This is a genomic window from Shewanella sp. 125m-1, assembly GCF_052977065.1.
This window is the reverse complement of record NZ_JBRILT010000019.1, coordinates 40,036-55,848: the sequence shown is the minus strand read 5'-3', so window position 1 is coordinate 55,848 and position 15,813 is coordinate 40,036. Positions and strand designations below refer to the sequence as shown.

Sequence of the window (15,813 nt, the reverse complement as noted above, 5' to 3'; positions counted from 1 at the left end):
CTCATGTTGGATATTTAAAGATATCCATAAATGGCTTCCTAACTGATAAACAATAAGCAGGCTCAGGCCTGCTTTTTTATACCCTGAATAACTCATAGGGCTTGTCAGTAGGGGCTCAAAAGACAACCTCACCCGCTGACACACTTTGACCCACTTATGAAGTGAACATTAACCAGCTGAAAAGCCTTCAAACCCAGACGTACTGCATCGTTCAGGCAAAAACCAATAATGGATTACGGCGGATATTAAATAATATACCCCACTAGGCTAACAGCAATGCAAACGACTAGAAAAACTAACCATGACTAAAAAAACAAATAAACCCAGCAGAAAAGCTAAGCCCCGTAAAAAGCCCTTTTGTATAACCAAACACAACTCAATGTTGTTTGCTTACAAGAACCATGCTTACGATGTTTTTAAACCGGAACATAAGTGTTTAAGAAAAAACATAGTTAATACCATTATCTCTGATTACGAGATCATGCATAGCCATTACAAACGACTGCTGGTTGCTAGAATTGACCTACACCCAAGCCACTACTCTGCTGATAATCAAACAATTACCAAATTCTTAAAGCAGTTACAGCAATTGCTTGAAACCCAATACAAATGTAAGGTGATTTACCACTGCGCCAGAGAGCAGAACACATCTGAAATTGAGCATTATCATCTTGAAGTCATGCTTAGTGCCCACAAAATAGAGCACTCCAGCCGATTACAATCACTTATTAAAGCAATGTGGGAAATGCATGCTAATGGCACAGTATCATTTGTTGAAAACCCTTATTGCATCACTTACAGAGGCGACAAAGCCTCACTCAAGAGTGCCATCTACCGCTCAAGCTACTTGGCTAAAGAGCACACTAAAGAGCTCAACGGTAAAGCTAGAGGCTTTTTAAGCAACAAGCTCGCTCCGGCAACAAACTTCGACCCGACTACAGAACTCATGCTGGTGGACCCAGAAATCACCTTCGATAACAACCAACGAAAGCAAGCCTTTGAACATTTTAAAATAGCTAACCCACAATTCAATAGTCAAACAATTCGACCACCAAAACATGGCTGGTTTAACCCCCTTTCTCACGAGCAGCAGCTAAAAGCGTGTATTGCCGAAAGGCCCACCAGCTTAGAGCATTTAACCAATCCCCCTCTAACTGATGCCAAACCAAAGTATCGCTATAAAGACTCGCTGATAAATGATCAAGCTAATGAAGTGATCAGTCTCCATGTAACAGTGATCACTCGACTAACAGCCCATGAACCGAAAAGTGATCACTCTTTTTTTGATCACTTAGATCATCAATGAACAAATCATAAGGCTGCTGCAAACAACAGAAAACCAATATGCCTCGGGGGTGTAGTGAACATTTCAGTGATCAGCTGCTCACTACAAATTTCAAAATGCAGAACAAAGCCCATGAACCGAACTAATTCCAAAAAGTGATCACTAGATTGATCAAAAGGAGTAGAAACAAAATGGCTAGATTTAACCTTGAGAACTTGCCCAAATGCGGCGCTAAAACCAGAAGTGGAAAGCCTTGCCAGCGTTATGGAAATAATACCAATGGCCGCTGTAAGCTGCACGGAGGGCGTTCGACTGGTGCAAAGACAAAAGAAGGAAAGCTTGCGTTACGTACTAATGCCTTACTCAACGTTTTTGCTTGGCACTGTGATAAAACAATCTATCTACAAATCAAAAATTCAGACCTAGAAGGGGCCCTCACCGCCTATCTAACGCTAATAGAGCTACAAGACCTAGATTCTCGCGAGCTAAAAGATCTGGTTTTCAACGTCGTTAGTCAATATCGAGTTGAGCTAGAAATGTGTAAATACCTCATCGCTGAGCGTGATGGTGCATTCGCTTTACTACTCATTCAATCAGCGTTAGATCATTACTATAAAGATGATGCCTACCAACACTTACTCTTCCACATTCATGCGCCAATATATCCCACACCTTTCTTTCAAAGGCTTATTGGCTCTAATGCTGAATTCGACCACCAGATGAAATTAATGATTAATGCAGACAGAAAAAAAGGACCTTTCTATACAGGCAGCACTAGATTAACCCCGGGAATGAGAGCATTCAATAAGCAAATAAAAGCACTAAAAAATTATGCAAAAAAACCATGAACGAATTAAACAAGTCCTTTAGAGGGATAAAAGGCACACAATAGGACGACTCAACATAAACCGTCCTAGTAGCTTAGCCTTCTCGCCCCCAAGAATCATATTCCATCCCTGAACGCCCATATGCACTGCGCCGATATTTATCTTGCGGTATACCTCTAGGACCAACTTTTTCTGGTTCAGGATTTTTCTTTAGATACTCGGCTATTTCGGGGTCATTATATGTCGACGAGCAAGCTTTACCACTTCTAAGACTTGTACCTTGAGATGCCGTAGTCCGATTCGGGCAACGGCTAGCCAAATGACTCTTAAGCTTTTTCTCAGAAATAGACGTAGAACACTTGGGACAAAAAACTAATTTTAAAGCGCCACTACTTTCTTTGTTAATTGGACTCTTTTTTATTTCTAGCAGCTTTTCTTTCTGCCTTTCAAGGCAAGCGGTCTCATGCTTTGCTAGCTTTTTCTTTGAAACCTGAACTCCACAGCAAGAGCAATTTGTAAGAGGCGTCTTCTTCGAAGTTTTTATTGGAGCAAGCAACCTATGACCGACACGATCAACACTTTTAGCGTTAAATGATTTACGAGGCTTACTACCTGCCCCTCCCTGACCAACGCTTAATACTGGACGTCCAAACCATCCATGAACATTCGCTAAATGTGTATGTAAATCGCACTCAGCAACAACACACTGACACAACCCGCACAAAAGAGCTTTCATTTTGCCCACCCTGTACCATCACATTTCCAACAACGTCCACCAGCTCCGCCATCTCCACCACATTGAGTACAAAAAACAGGTCCCGTATTAGCTGACGATTTACTTGTTGTTATGACCCTTTTAATTATAGAGGGGCTATCTGAGAGTGTTGCCTTTGAGGATAACGGCGCACTTGATAAAAAATTCTTATTGAGCATTGAGCTAATACGCTTTACTCGCTGAACGTAAAACTGCTCCCCTCTCTCTTTCGCATAAAAATCTAACCATTGCAGTGCAATTTTCTCCGATGGTAACGCAACCACTGATGCCCCGTTATTGGAAGTGATGTGCCAATTATTTTCATATTGAAATAAACACACATCCTTTATATTTTTATGTTGCTTAGATAATTTAGACCACTGATGCGCCGCAAAAGTATCGTGGGAATCAGCCATCAAATCGGCATTCTCAGATACTTTTTTCCATCCATGATCAATTACTAGATGGCTAAATAGCTCTCTGGGAGCAATAACCCTCCCACAAAGACCACAACAATTAGCGTTTAGCACCTATGCTTTCCTTTTCATAATGTATCGTAAAGTGCCAGTTAGGCAGGTAGCAACTTTGCTTTATTTGCAGCTTTCAATGTGCCATTACTCATCATTGCAGCTTTAATTTTCACTTTGGCTCCTACGGGAAACTTATCTCTTTCAGAGTTTGAACAACTCACAAATTTTCCCTTATGCGCCCCTTCTACCACCAAGAACCGCTTCTTAGCTCGATTAATCACAATCTCTCCAATTAGCAAATCACGGTCTTTATCTTCAAATTTGATGTTATTGTGATTTGTTGAACGAGATGCCAGCTCGAATGTGTTAACAACCTTATCTAACGAATCAAAGAAGCTCGGCTGAGATAAGCTAACTCCAGAGGAAGTGTTTAAGTCCGGTGCGTAGTACTGTATTGCCGCAGACTTTCTGGCCTGAGATTCATCTTTCGACTTTGCTAACGCAACAACAAAGAACTCAGGGTCGCGAAACTTAACGACTGCAGCTCGAACCTTGTCAGTAACAGAGTTAGGGGTGTTATTCCAAGAAGTGTTGTAAATAGAATACCAACTGGTAACTAAGTCCTGACTTTCTACTACGTAAGTAGAGCCATTTGAGAACTTAATTAAATAAACTAAGAATGCTGCACACTCAGTTTGAGTTCGAGTAATGCCGTTCACCGTATTAACGGTTAATGAATATCTTTCAGCCATGAAACTGTTTTCTCACAATATTTAGAGCCTTTCTTTTAGTTGGTTATTTACCGACGTTCAAGCATCTAAATACGAAAGAGTTCTTTGCATCACAATAATTTAGCTCTCACAACAGTTATATTTGTTTTACGTCAAATAAGCTCACACAAAAGCCTACCTTTATCACTCCACCAGCAATCAGTTAAAACAAGGCCGACTAATACAAAACGTACTATTTCCTTATCAATCCTTGAGCTAAATCCTGTGCTTCCTTAAGGCTTTATGACACAATTGAAATGGGCAAAGCTGTCCGTAACTGTTTGTTATCTTTCCTAGAAGGACCTTGTTAGGTTATGAGCATCAATAAAGCAAAACTGACTGAAACCGATATCATCACCAAATTCATCATGCCAGCAATTAAAGATGCAGGCTGGGATGATATGACGCAAATTCGCCAAGAGGTGAAGCTACGCGATGGTAAGGTCATTGTGCGTGGTCAATTAGGATTACGTAAAACCGTAAAGTCTGCCGATATTGTGCTTTATCATAAACCTAGTATGCCGCTTGCCGTGATTGAGGCTAAAGCGAACAAGCATGAAATGGGTAAAGGTATGCAGCAAGGTCTCGATTATGCGCGCTTGCTTGAAGTACCTTTCATCTTCGCCTCTAACGGTGATGGTTTTATCTTTCACGACAAAACCCATGCCGTCACAAACAGTCAAGGCACATCAGAAGCCCACAACCTAGAATCCGAAATCCGTCTTGAAGACTTCCCATCGCCACAAGAGCTCTGGGCCAAGTATTGCGCTTGGAAAGGCTACACCGAAAAGCAGCTGCCCATTATCAACCAAGAATACTATGACGATGGTAGCGGTAAGCACCCTCGTTATTACCAACTACAAGCCATCAATAAGACCGTAGAGGCAATATCATCAGGTAAAGACCGTGTATTGCTCGTCATGGCAACAGGCACTGGTAAAACTTACACGGCGTTTCAGATCATCTGGCGCTTATGGAAGTCTCGCGCTAAAAAACGCATTCTATTCCTAGCCGACCGTAATATCTTGGTCGACCAAACCAAGACAGGTGACTTTCAACCTTTTGGTCCCGCAATGACCAAGGTCTCAGGCAGAACCGTTGATCCATCATATGAGATACACCTAGCCCTATATCAAGCTTTAACCGGCCCTGAAGAGAGCCAGAAAGCCTTTAAACAAGTTGACCCAGACTTCTTTGACTTAATCATTATCGATGAGTGTCATCGCGGTAGCGCCTCAGAAGACAGTGCATGGCGTGAAATCTTAGAGTATTTCAAAAGCGCTGCTCAGGTAGGCTTAACGGCCACCCCTAAAGAAACCGATGAAGTATCAAACTCGGACTACTTTGGTGATCCGGCTTATACCTACTCCCTTAAAGAAGGCATTGAAGACGGCTTCTTAGCGCCCTATAAAGTGGTGCGTGTGGATATTGATGTCGACCTGCAAGGCTGGCGACCAACAAAAGGCCAAGTCGATAATCAAGGTGAGGTAATAGAAGACCGTATCTATAACCAAAAAGACTTTGACCGCACCATGGTGATTGATGAACGAACTCAGCTGGTGGCCGAGACGATAACCAACTACCTAAAGCGTACAGACCCAATGGCCAAGACCATTGTCTTTTGTAATGACATCGATCACGCCGAGCGTATGCGCCGTGCTATCGCCAACCTCAACCCAGAGCAAATGGCGAAGAACGATAAGTACGTGATGAAAATCACAGGTGATGATGAACTAGGTAAAGCCCAGCTTGATAACTTCATCAATCCTAAAAAGCCTTATCCAGTCATTGCTACTACTTCTGAGCTGATGACCACTGGTGTCGATGCTAAAACCTGTAAGCTAGTGGTGCTGGATCAAAACATTCAGTCAATGACCAAGTTTAAACAGATCATTGGTCGCGGCACCCGTATCGACGAAAGGTACGGCAAGCTATGGTTTACTATCTTAGACTTCAAAAAAGCCACCGAACTGTTTGCCGATGAGCGCTTTGACGGTACACCAGAAAAGATAATCATTAAGAAACCTGAAGAGATTGAAGATCCTGACATTGATATTGATGGCGCAGGAGGTGAGGACTCAACCGATGGTAACGGTAATGATGACGAACACGATGGAACGAACCAACCAGATACGCCCGACACAGGTGGGAATGAAACCGGTGGTGAACAAGGTACAGGTGAAGGTGAATGGACAGACGATGAACCCCGCAAGGTAAACAAATACCGAGTTTCAGGTGTTACTGTCAGTAAGGTCGCAGAGCGTGTGCAGTATTACGACAGTGACGGCAAGTTAGTCACCGAGTCTTTCAAAGATTACACCCGTAAAACCATGGCTAAGCAGTTCAGCTCACTTGATGAGTTTATTAAGCGCTGGAATGATTCTGACCGTAAACAAGCCATCATCGATGAGCTCGCTCAAGAAGGCATTATCTGGGCCGCACTTGAAGAAGAGGTTGGCAAAGATATGGACCCCTTCGACATGATCTGCCATGTGGTTTATGACCAACCAGCGCTCACCCGTAAAGAGCGTGCAAACAGCGTTAAGAAGCGTAATTACTTCACCAAGTATTCGGATACCGCCCAAACGGTACTAGAGAATCTACTGGTTAAATACGCCGATGTTGGAGTGCAAGAAATCGAGACCATGCAAGTGCTTAAAGTGCAGCCCTTCAACGAGATTGGTAGCCTAAGTGAAATCGTAAAAAAAGGCTTTGGCGGTAAAAAAGAGTACGAGCAAGCGATTAGCGAATTGGAAGCTGAGATCTATCAAATCCACCAGCAATCAGCTTAAGGATTATTCTTGGGGTCTATGTTAACTGTTACCCCAACCGTTATTTTTACAGTGTGCAGTGACTAATCAGTTAGTCACTGCACTAGCTCCAGTACGAACTCTAACCCAAACAGAACCCTAAACTGCCACTACGAATCCAATACACATGCAGCCAAACCTCAAAGCTTCAGCCTTTGTAAGCGCATATCGAAGTATCAACTTCAAGCTGCTACTGGTGCTCGTCTTAACCAGCTTAATCCCGTTAATATATTCCACGACTCGGATACATTTTTTAGGCGATATCCCTAATCCATGGGCGTTCAGTATCGCAGCGCAAGTGGCTTGGCTTAATGTGATTTATGAGGTGCTTAGTGAGGCGCTACTTTTGCCGCTAGCATTCGTATTTGGTCAAGTGATACGAGAACCTAAAAAGTACAATGTCAGGTTATCGACAGGGCTTACTATCGTGGTCATGGCCTATATCATCGTTACTATTATGGTAATAACACTAGCACCACAAATGGTTGCAGCTATGCAGCAGCAAGCCGCGCTTATAGAGCAAACCGTCAGTTATATTCGCCTTGAGTCCATTGCGATTTTATTGTCGAGTGTATTCTCATTTGCAAGCTTAGTGCTCGTGCTCAAAAACAAGCAAAAGCTTATCTACCTGTTATTACTTATCCAAACCCTACTAACCCTATTATGCGACAGCGTGTTTGTCAGTCAGCTACCATTCTCTTTAAACCTTGGGGTTAACGGCATTGCGTGGACCAATATTATCGTCAGCTTGGTTCTATCTAGCGTGGCCATTTTATATCTAACGAGTAAGGGCTTATCAGTACGCTGCATTCAGTTTCATCAGCAACCATGGCTGGTAACTTGGCTAAGGGTTGGCGCCAAGTCAGGTTTAGAGTCATTAGTTCGCAACACCGCTTTTGTGGTGATGATCCTGCAGCTGGTTAATCAGGTTCAACAAGCAGGAGTATTTTGGTTGGCGAATCAGTTTATCTGGGGTTGGTTACTATTACCTATTCTGGCGCTAGGCCAGTTAGTGAAGCGCGATACGGCCAACAATGGTGGATTAAGCAAAGATAAAGTGAACTGTTATATGGGCATCGTATTGGTATTTGTATGCTGCTGGCTGGGGTCTATACCTGCATGGCAACCTTTTATCGAACAAGTTATGGGTGTTAGCCAGTCGCAAGCCGTCACAAAGCTAGTTTTACTTATGCTTGGCTTTTACATTGTGTTTGCCTTTAACCATGTCATTGATAGCTACTTTTACGGCATAGGCCGAACTGACTTAATGTTATACCAGTCGTTAATCGTAAACATCGGCTTCTACGGCAGTGCATTTATGTCTTATCAAATGGGCTGGTTCGTTCCATCGCTTGATAAAATCGCCATCATGTTTGGCTTGGGAATAACAATCGATGCCATCATCACCGCTTACCTGTACTACCGGCTAACTAAAGCCCGTGCCCCCGACATGACTAACATTCTAGTCCATTAGAATATGCAGCGACCATAGGGGGTGTTAGCGCCCCTTTGCTTTTACAGTTAGCTATCTAGTTCACTAGACAGCTCAGTGAGACTCATCGTAATGTCATCATTTAAGCAGCTATGGTTAACATATTGGCTGCGGACTTTATCAAGGTTGAGGCTTTGGTAACTAGGCTGATCTGCCAATATATCAAGGTATGAGTCCAACACTTCCTCTTTGGTGGTTTTTCGCTGTAGCTGCTTCTTAATGTTCGCGGCGAGCTTCAGCTCTGCCTCCTCATCATTGTCATCAAAACGCGCTTCATAAACTAACCCTGCGAAATTGTTGATACTCAGGTTTAGCTTTTGCAGTAACGCTTTTATTTGTTTCTGTTTTACTTCTGTCCCCATCGGTCCCCGCCCCCTATGTCATTCTGTGCCTGTCTTAGCGAAGACACTTATTAAATTAACCAGTAAAAAAGGAATTGAACATGACTAAAAGTAAAACCCCTATGACACCTGAAGCCGCTGCTCGTATTCAATCAGGTACTGCCAAGCAAAATAGTGGCAAGGTAGATAAAGGCAGTTTTGGTGCTCGTGCACAACGAGCGGCTGAAACCAACAAAAAGTCAGGCCAATAAGGAGATTACCGTGAGCAAATCAACACCAAAATCAAGCCCAAAAGCACCTGCTGCACCTCGTCCAAGTAACAACCCCAACTACCCAAGCACAACGGGTAAACCGTCTGGCAACGGGCGAGGTAACGCTCCAAAGGGTAAATAAAACCCTAAAAGGTTAAACTCGGCGAAAGCGGTCCCTCAAGGTGACCGCTTTTTTACCTTTAAATTACCTACAGCTCTTAGCATACCGACGAAAAATAGGCACAAAGCCTTTCGCATCATCTTCATAATCAGAATAAGGATAATCTTCTTGAGCCCCTTCCAGAGCACATAGACAAAGATCACGCTTGCTGAGGTAACGGTTTTGAGAAATAGAATTGCTACTGCCGTTAATACAGCTGTCGAGCAGAGCGTATTCCACCGCGATAGGATAACGATCTCCGTAGCCTTTAACCTCGTCATTCAGGGTATGAAAACCAACATAAGTTAAAAGGGCGAGCGCTGTTCCTGTTATGATTTTTCGTTTAGAAAATTCATAACCCTTGTAGTCTTTCTCACATTTTTTACAGCGTATGTTTTCAGCGTATTCGATTTTATTATCTTCGCTGCAATGAGGGCACTCAATAATCATGGGTCACCACTAACGTTCATCCTTGCTAATTAGTTGTTTTGCTAACTATTTAATCACGACTGGATATTAAATGCACCGCATTTATACAGTCCTAAACACCTACCGATGCAGCCATCATCACCGCCTACCTGTACTACCGGTTAACTAAAGCCCGGCCCCCCAATATGACTAACATTCTAGTCCGTTAGAAAATGCAGCGACCAAAGGGGTGTTAGCCGCAAAATTATCATAACTTACTCACTGATTAACCCTACTGGACTTGCTATACTGCGCCGCATTATATTTAGCAATTAAAGTAGCTTTGTTATGTCTATCAGTTCAGCAGTTAAATCCATCCAAGATATTATGCGTAAAGATGCCGGTGTCGACGGCGATGCCCAGCGACTAGGGCAGATGTCTTGGTTACTTTTCCTTAAGGTGTTTGATGCCCAAGAGGAAGAGTTAGAGCTTGAACTAGACGATTACCGTGAGCCAATCCCAGCAGAGTTCCTATGGCGCAACTGGGCTGCGGATAACCAAGGCATCACTGGTGAAGAGCTACTGGATTTTGTTAACGATGAGCTATTTCCACAGCTTAAAAATCTGACTGCGCCGATAGATAAAAACCCGCGCGGCTATGTAGTCAAAGAAGCATTCTCCGATGCCTTTAACTACATGAAAAACGGCACGCTACTGCGCCAAGTGATCAACAAGCTCAATGAAATTGACTTTACCGACTCAAAAGAACGTCACTTGTTTGGTGACCTGTACGAGCAGATCTTAAAAGACTTACAAAGCGCAGGTAATGCGGGCGAGTTCTATACCCCACGCGCCATCACTAAGTTCATTGTAGCGGTAACAGATCCTAAGCTTGGCGAGTCTATTATGGACCCTGCTTGCGGCACTGGCGGCTTCTTAGCGTGCGCGTTTGACCATGTTAAAACTAACTACGTTAAATCAGGCGAAGACCACAAGACCCTACAGCAACAGATCTTTGGTGTTGAGAAAAAGCAGCTACCGCACCTACTGTGTACTACTAACATGATGCTGCACGGCATTGAGGTGCCTGTACAGATTAAGCACGGCAACACCCTCAATAAGCCGTTATCAAGCTGGGATGACCAAGTTGATGTCATCATCACTAACCCACCATTTGGCGGCACCGAAGAAGACGGTATTGAGAAGAATTTCCCAAGTGAAATGCAAACCCGTGAAACTGCCGATCTATTCCTGCAGCTAATCATCGAATTGCTAGCAGAGCCCTCAGCCGGTAAAGAGGGGGGCCGCGCAGCTGTGGTATTGCCAGACGGCACCCTATTTGGTGAAGGCGTTAAAACCAAAATCAAAAAGCTGCTGACTGAAGAGTGTAATCTGCACACTATCGTGCGTTTACCTAACGGTGTATTTAACCCATACACTGGCATTAAAACTAACATCCTATTCTTCACTAAAGGTCAGCCAACCAAAGATGTCTGGTTCTATGAGCACCCATATCCTGCAGGAGTGAAGAACTACAACAAAACCAAGCCAATGAAGTTTGAAGAGTTTGCAACTGAATTGAGCTGGTGGGGTGTTGAAGCCGACGGTTTTGCATCACGAGTTGAAAACGAGCAAGCATGGAAGGTGTCGATCGATGACATCATCGCTCGCAACTACAACTTAGATATTAAAAACCCGCATGTAGGTGATGTGGTCAGCCATGACCCACAAGAGTTATTACAAGACTACGCCAAGCAGCAAGCAGATATTCAAGCCTTACGCGAACAGCTAAAAGGCATACTTTCTGCCGCCCTTTCTCCTAAAGATTCAGCGGGAGAAGTTAAATAATGGCTGAGCACGATATAAAAGTAACTGCTGATCAAAATTCGGAAATAACTGCAGAGCAATTAATCATAGAAAACCTAGATATCTGGACCAGCGCCATCGAGCAAAAGTCAGCGTCAGGCCGTGGTTCATCGAAGAAGTTTTCACTGCATGGCATCAAAAAGCTGCGTGAGCTGATTTTAGAACTCGCCGTGCGCGGTAAGCTAGTACCGCAGGCCAGCCGCGAGGCGAGAAATAGTGAGGAGTATGAACCAGCATCGGTCTTGCTTGAGCGTATTGCCGCTGAAAAAGCGCAATTGGTTAAAGACAAGAAGATTAAAAAGCCTAAAGCTCTGCCTGAAATTAGCGAGGATGAAAAGCCGTTTGATTTGCCGAAGGGGTGGGAATGGGCGAGGCTTCAAGATATATCTTCATATATTCAAAGGGGAAAAGGTCCTTCGTATGCAGAAGAAGGGACTGTTAGAGTTATTTCCCAAAAGTGTGTGCAAAATACAGGGTTTGATATTTCACCAGCTCGTTTTGTTACTGACGATAGTTTAGAAAAGTATCAAGCTGAAAGGTTTCTAATTAATAAAGATATTTTATGGAACTCTACTGGTACCGGAACTGTTGGTAGAGCAAATGTAATTACTAATATTGAAGAAAAGTCACTTGTTGCAGATTCTCATGTAACAGTTATTCGACCAACTCTCGTCTATAGTCGCTTTATATGGTGCTTTATTATGGCACCGGGGATTCAATCTCGAATCGAGCCAGACCATGAGAATGCTCTAGTTTCTGGTTCGACAAAACAAGTGGAATTAAATACAAGCTCTGTAATCACAGTAGTTACTTCCCTCCCCCCTCTTGAAGAACAATACCGTATCGTCGCTAAAGTCGATGAGCTGATGAGCTTGTGTGATGCCCTAGAAGCGCAAACAGAAGCGAGCATATCTGCACACCAAACCTTAGTTGAAACCTTGCTAGGGGCGTTACTGCTTCCTTCTGCTGATGCTAACAGCCCTGAGCGGCACTTTATAGAGAGCTGGCAACGTGTTGCCGAGCACTTCGACACGTTATTCACCACCAGCGCCAGCATCGACACACTAAAGCAAACCATCCTGCAACTCGCCGTCATGGGCAAGCTGGTGGAACAAGATGCTAATGATGAACCTGCTGCCAAGCTACTAGAGCGTATCGCCGCAGAAAAAGCCCAATTAATTGCTGACAAAAAAATCAAAAAGCAGAAACCACTGCCTGCTATCACCGACGAAGAAAAACCGTTTGAACTACCGAAGGGCTGGGCGTTGTGCAGAATAGGACAAGTGATCAATTTAGTTTCAGGGCAACATTTGAAACCAAATGAATATAGCGAGAATAGCCTAGAGAATGGCGTTCCATATATCACTGGACCAGCAGAGTTTGGTTCGAAATATCCAACCTATTCAAAATATACTACTGAGTTTAGAGCGTTAGCGAAGAAAAACGACATACTAATTACGTGTAAAGGGGCTGGTTTAGGCAAGTTGAATCTCGCAAATGAAACCATTGCTATTAGTAGGCAGCTAATGGCAATTCAATCACTAGAAGGCAATCTGGATTTTTTGTTTATTTTAGTTGATTCACAATACCAGTACTTTCAAGATAAGGGGGTAGGTATTGCGATACCAGGTATTTCAAGAGGTGATGTTGAGGAGCTAGTTTTGATGCTCCCACCACTCGAAGAACAACACCGCATAGTCGCTAAAGTTGATGAGTTAATGGCGCTTTGCGACCAGCTCAAAGCCCGCTTAAGCGACGCCCAAACTACCCAACTCCATCTCACCGACGCCATCGTCGAGCAGGCAGTGTAGATATGATGGACTCTAATGAAAATCTTGGCGATTACCATGTGTTTTTTGCACCTGATGATGTATTAATTCCTCTCGATAAACAAATCATTATTAGCCCTATAGCTACTAATTGGAATGACTTTGGTTTTCAGATTAATTGTCGGTTTATTGTAACTAATACAGGTGGGTTCTATGAAGGTGAACTCTATATTGGTTTCGTCTTACCGAGAGCATCTACCGATGAGGTTGGGCGGAAAAAGTTATTACATGACGAGTATACTCTTCCCAAGCTGCTTGATGAAAAAGGTGCAACTAGTGATAGAGGAATAGATGCGGCACAGATGCCGCCATTTTTCACCATGCTGCCTACTCAGCAAGATTATAGAGAGCTAATTAGTCAACTTGGTGTTGAAGTTGCTAACGACATCTTACATTCAATCTGTGATCTTTTAGCATATAAGGATGAAGATGTACGCTGGTATACAGAAGCGGTAGCAAGCAAAGTATTCAGTTTAGCCTTTATGCGTAATTCAGAAACATACTTTACCTACCATAATGCAGATTCAATACTTCAGGGTGTTGAATTTGAAGCTATTGGGGAGTTAGCTCAGTCATTAAGATTAACTTATCAACTAGATGGGTTTGAAAATAAACATGAAATTAACCTTCAATATGATTCAAATTCGATATTACCGCGAAGAGTGAGTGTTTTAATAGGCAAGAATGGAGTGGGCAAAAGCCAGGGGTTAAAGCAATTCATTCGTGCAGCGATGCAAATTACAGACCCATCGATTTCTTTAACTGAAAATGGTTACCGACCTAAAATTAGCCGATTGCTCGCTATAGCCAGCCCAGGTGAAACTAATACCTCATTACCCCCAGAAAGAAAAAATCAAAAACTAGCTTACAAAAGGATGACCTTAACCCGTGGAGCTAAAACTAGAATCGGGCGATCTTTTAAAGATTTGTTGGTTACGCTGGCAAGAATAGATGAACAATTTGTAGGTGGAAAAAGTCGTTGGGACATTTTTATCTCAACTGTTGCGGCTTTTGTACCTATTAAGGAACTTTACTTAAAAGATCGTCAGGGGAAGATGGTGCCTCTACTTGACTTCAGGCGCTTTCTTGGGGAGCAGAGACAGTTAGAAACATGGGGAGGCCTACTTCCATCTGCAGAGCCTAGAAGAAAAGCGGGGCCAAACTATCACTCTTTAAGCAGTGGACAAATTACGTTTATTAAATTCGCTCTTGCTTGTTGTGTATGCATAGAGAATGGCTCATTTGTATTACTTGATGAGCCTGAGACTCATATGCATCCTAATATGATTGGTGACTTTATGATGTTGTTGGACACCTTACTTGAGGAAACTGGTTCGTTAGCACTCATAGCAACGCATTCACCATACTTCGTTAGGGAAGTAAGTCGTGAGCAGGTACATATTTTAAAGCATGTTGATGGTTATATAGATACGCAGTCGCCAAGGCTCAGAACTTTTGGTGCTGATGTGGAATCCATTTCACAATTCATCTTTTCTGAAGATGTCGATGGTAGACTTGTAGATAAAATAATCGGCAAATCAGCGGGTAAATCCTTTGCTGAAATAGAGGAGCAATTAGGCAGTGAGCTTTCAATGTCAGCTTTGATGACTATTAAGGATAGGCTTGAAAATGAAGAGGCTTAATCCTAAAAGAGTCCGAGATTTAACTAAGTTAGATGATTTAGCTTCAAATACTTCTTTAAGTGGTACGAGCTATCCTGAGTTGAGTCGAGAAAAGCAGGTATTAATTGCAGCATATGCTGACTATGAGGTCCATAGAGGGAATGCAATACAGATTGCAATCGTTAATATTAGCAATAAACTCCAAACTGGCTTAATAGCTCATTATGAGTCCCCACCATCGATAGTTGATTATAAGGATTCAATCAGAAATTCCTCACCGGATGTTTGCCCTATGTGCGGAAGTCAGCATCCCCGAACTCTAGATCATGTGTTGCCAAAGTCGCTATATCCAGCTTGGTCAATTTTTTCTAAAAATTTGGTACCCGCTTGTAGTTGCAACCAGAGCCGAAGTGTGGCTACTTTTCTTGCGGGTTCTATAAACAAAAGGGTACTTCATCCTTATTTTGATGACTGTTTAGACACAAGGTTGCTTTCTACATCGTTTGAATATCCCGAAGATCTCAGGTGGGTGAGGGCTAAGTTATCATGTGTAGATGAATCCCACCCAGATATTGATGCGATTAAATATCATGTTAAGCATATTATTGAGAGAAATGGGATTGATACTTGGTTTCGCGGGAAATTGAATAAAATTAAAAACTCTCCGCAGAGTGTAATTACTCAACTCCCTAGAAGAGAAGCAATTCAAGCAATAGATTTACCACCTCTATTACAAGATACACTTGAAACTTATGATGAGCAGCATGGAACACCTAATAATTGGTATTCAATTTTATTACATGGGCTATTAAATGAGAGCTGTTTACATGAATGGATTGTCGATAATCATAATAGGTGGTTAGCTTCCAGAGCGCCAACCTGACGTAACCTGTTTAACCGTAGTATCTCAAACTTCAGAGCTTCTTGA

General features: G+C 42.8%; 15 protein-coding genes. 10 read left to right on the top strand and 5 right to left on the bottom strand.

Annotated elements, in window-relative coordinates; genetic code table 11:
• The first annotated feature begins 481 nt into the window (after positions 1 to 481).
• Together ACVBIK_RS10580 and ACVBIK_RS10575 are read left to right on the top strand one after the other, a co-directional pair.
• Positions 482 to 1,306, top strand: coding sequence for a YagK/YfjJ domain-containing protein (locus tag ACVBIK_RS10580; protein ID WP_447169650.1), 825 nt, complete (start codon positions 482 to 484; stop codon positions 1,304 to 1,306).
• Between the two features lie 170 nt (positions 1,307 to 1,476).
• The gene (locus tag ACVBIK_RS10575; protein WP_447169649.1) at positions 1,477 to 2,133 is read left to right on the top strand and encodes an HGGxSTG domain-containing protein; all 657 of its coding nucleotides are present in this window, start codon (positions 1,477 to 1,479) and stop codon (positions 2,131 to 2,133) included.
• A gap of 73 nt (positions 2,134 to 2,206) precedes the next feature.
• Here ACVBIK_RS10575 and ACVBIK_RS10570 read toward each other — a convergent pair whose 3' ends face one another.
• From ACVBIK_RS10570 to ACVBIK_RS10560, 3 genes are read right to left on the bottom strand one after another with little or no spacing between them, the layout of a single operon-like run.
• Positions 2,207 to 2,848: a hypothetical protein gene (locus ACVBIK_RS10570; RefSeq protein WP_447169648.1), complete on the bottom strand. Its 642-nt coding sequence runs from the start codon at positions 2,846 to 2,848 to the stop codon at positions 2,207 to 2,209.
• On the bottom strand, positions 2,845 to 3,396 hold the full coding sequence (locus ACVBIK_RS10565; RefSeq protein ID WP_447169647.1) for a hypothetical protein: 552 nt from the start codon (positions 3,394 to 3,396) through the stop codon (positions 2,845 to 2,847). The genes ACVBIK_RS10570 and ACVBIK_RS10565 overlap by 4 nt, the downstream gene beginning before the upstream one ends.
• Positions 3,397 to 3,434: 38 nt before the next feature.
• The gene (locus tag ACVBIK_RS10560) at positions 3,435 to 4,088 is read right to left on the bottom strand and encodes a hypothetical protein (protein ID WP_447169646.1); all 654 of its coding nucleotides are present in this window, start codon (positions 4,086 to 4,088) and stop codon (positions 3,435 to 3,437) included.
• A 332-nt stretch (positions 4,089 to 4,420) separates the two neighbouring features.
• Between ACVBIK_RS10560 and hsdR the strand changes: the two genes are divergently transcribed.
• On the top strand, positions 4,421 to 6,898 hold the full coding sequence (gene hsdR, locus ACVBIK_RS10555; protein ID WP_447169645.1) for an EcoAI/FtnUII family type I restriction enzme subunit R: 2,478 nt from the start codon (positions 4,421 to 4,423) through the stop codon (positions 6,896 to 6,898).
• 145 nt (positions 6,899 to 7,043) lie between these two features.
• Positions 7,044 to 8,390 (top strand): MATE family Na+-driven efflux transporter, encoded by a 1,347-nt coding sequence (locus ACVBIK_RS10550; protein ID WP_447169644.1) that lies wholly within the window; start codon positions 7,044 to 7,046, stop codon positions 8,388 to 8,390.
• A 47-nt stretch (positions 8,391 to 8,437) separates the two neighbouring features.
• Here the strand turns inward: ACVBIK_RS10550 and ACVBIK_RS10545 are convergent, their stop codons facing one another.
• Positions 8,438 to 8,770 carry a hypothetical protein gene (locus tag ACVBIK_RS10545; protein ID WP_447169643.1) on the bottom strand — a complete coding sequence of 111 codons (333 nt, stop codon included), beginning with the start codon at positions 8,768 to 8,770 and terminating at the stop codon, positions 8,438 to 8,440.
• A gap of 80 nt (positions 8,771 to 8,850) precedes the next feature.
• On the opposite strand from ACVBIK_RS10545, the gene ACVBIK_RS10540 reads away from it, so the two are divergent.
• Positions 8,851 to 9,000, top strand: coding sequence for a hypothetical protein (locus ACVBIK_RS10540; protein WP_447169642.1), 150 nt, complete (start codon positions 8,851 to 8,853; stop codon positions 8,998 to 9,000).
• A 10-nt stretch (positions 9,001 to 9,010) separates the two neighbouring features.
• Positions 9,011 to 9,142, top strand: a complete 132-nt coding sequence (locus ACVBIK_RS10535; RefSeq protein ID WP_447169641.1) for a hypothetical protein — start codon at positions 9,011 to 9,013, stop codon at positions 9,140 to 9,142.
• Between the two features lie 63 nt (positions 9,143 to 9,205).
• Here the strand turns inward: ACVBIK_RS10535 and ACVBIK_RS10530 are convergent, their stop codons facing one another.
• Positions 9,206 to 9,610, bottom strand: coding sequence for a hypothetical protein (locus tag ACVBIK_RS10530; protein ID WP_447169640.1), 405 nt, complete (start codon positions 9,608 to 9,610; stop codon positions 9,206 to 9,208).
• Between the two features lie 306 nt (positions 9,611 to 9,916).
• On the opposite strand from ACVBIK_RS10530, the gene ACVBIK_RS10525 reads away from it, so the two are divergent.
• Genes ACVBIK_RS10525 through ACVBIK_RS10510 form a run of 4 tightly spaced genes read left to right on the top strand, consistent with a single transcriptional unit; the run spans position 9,917 to position 15,768 of the window.
• Entirely contained in the window at positions 9,917 to 11,416 is a 1,500-nt protein-coding gene (locus ACVBIK_RS10525) for an N-6 DNA methylase (protein ID WP_447169639.1), read from the top strand.
• Positions 11,416 to 13,245 carry a restriction endonuclease subunit S gene (locus tag ACVBIK_RS10520; protein WP_447169638.1) on the top strand — a complete coding sequence of 610 codons (1,830 nt, stop codon included), beginning with the start codon at positions 11,416 to 11,418 and terminating at the stop codon, positions 13,243 to 13,245. Before ACVBIK_RS10525 ends, ACVBIK_RS10520 begins: the two co-directional genes overlap by 1 nt.
• Before the next feature lie 2 nt (positions 13,246 to 13,247).
• Positions 13,248 to 14,906 (top strand): AAA family ATPase, encoded by a 1,659-nt coding sequence (locus ACVBIK_RS10515; protein ID WP_447169637.1) that lies wholly within the window; start codon positions 13,248 to 13,250, stop codon positions 14,904 to 14,906.
• Entirely contained in the window at positions 14,893 to 15,768 is an 876-nt protein-coding gene (locus ACVBIK_RS10510) for an HNH endonuclease (RefSeq protein WP_447169636.1), read from the top strand. Before ACVBIK_RS10515 ends, ACVBIK_RS10510 begins: the two co-directional genes overlap by 14 nt.
• Positions 15,769 to 15,813: the final 45 nt, after the last annotated feature.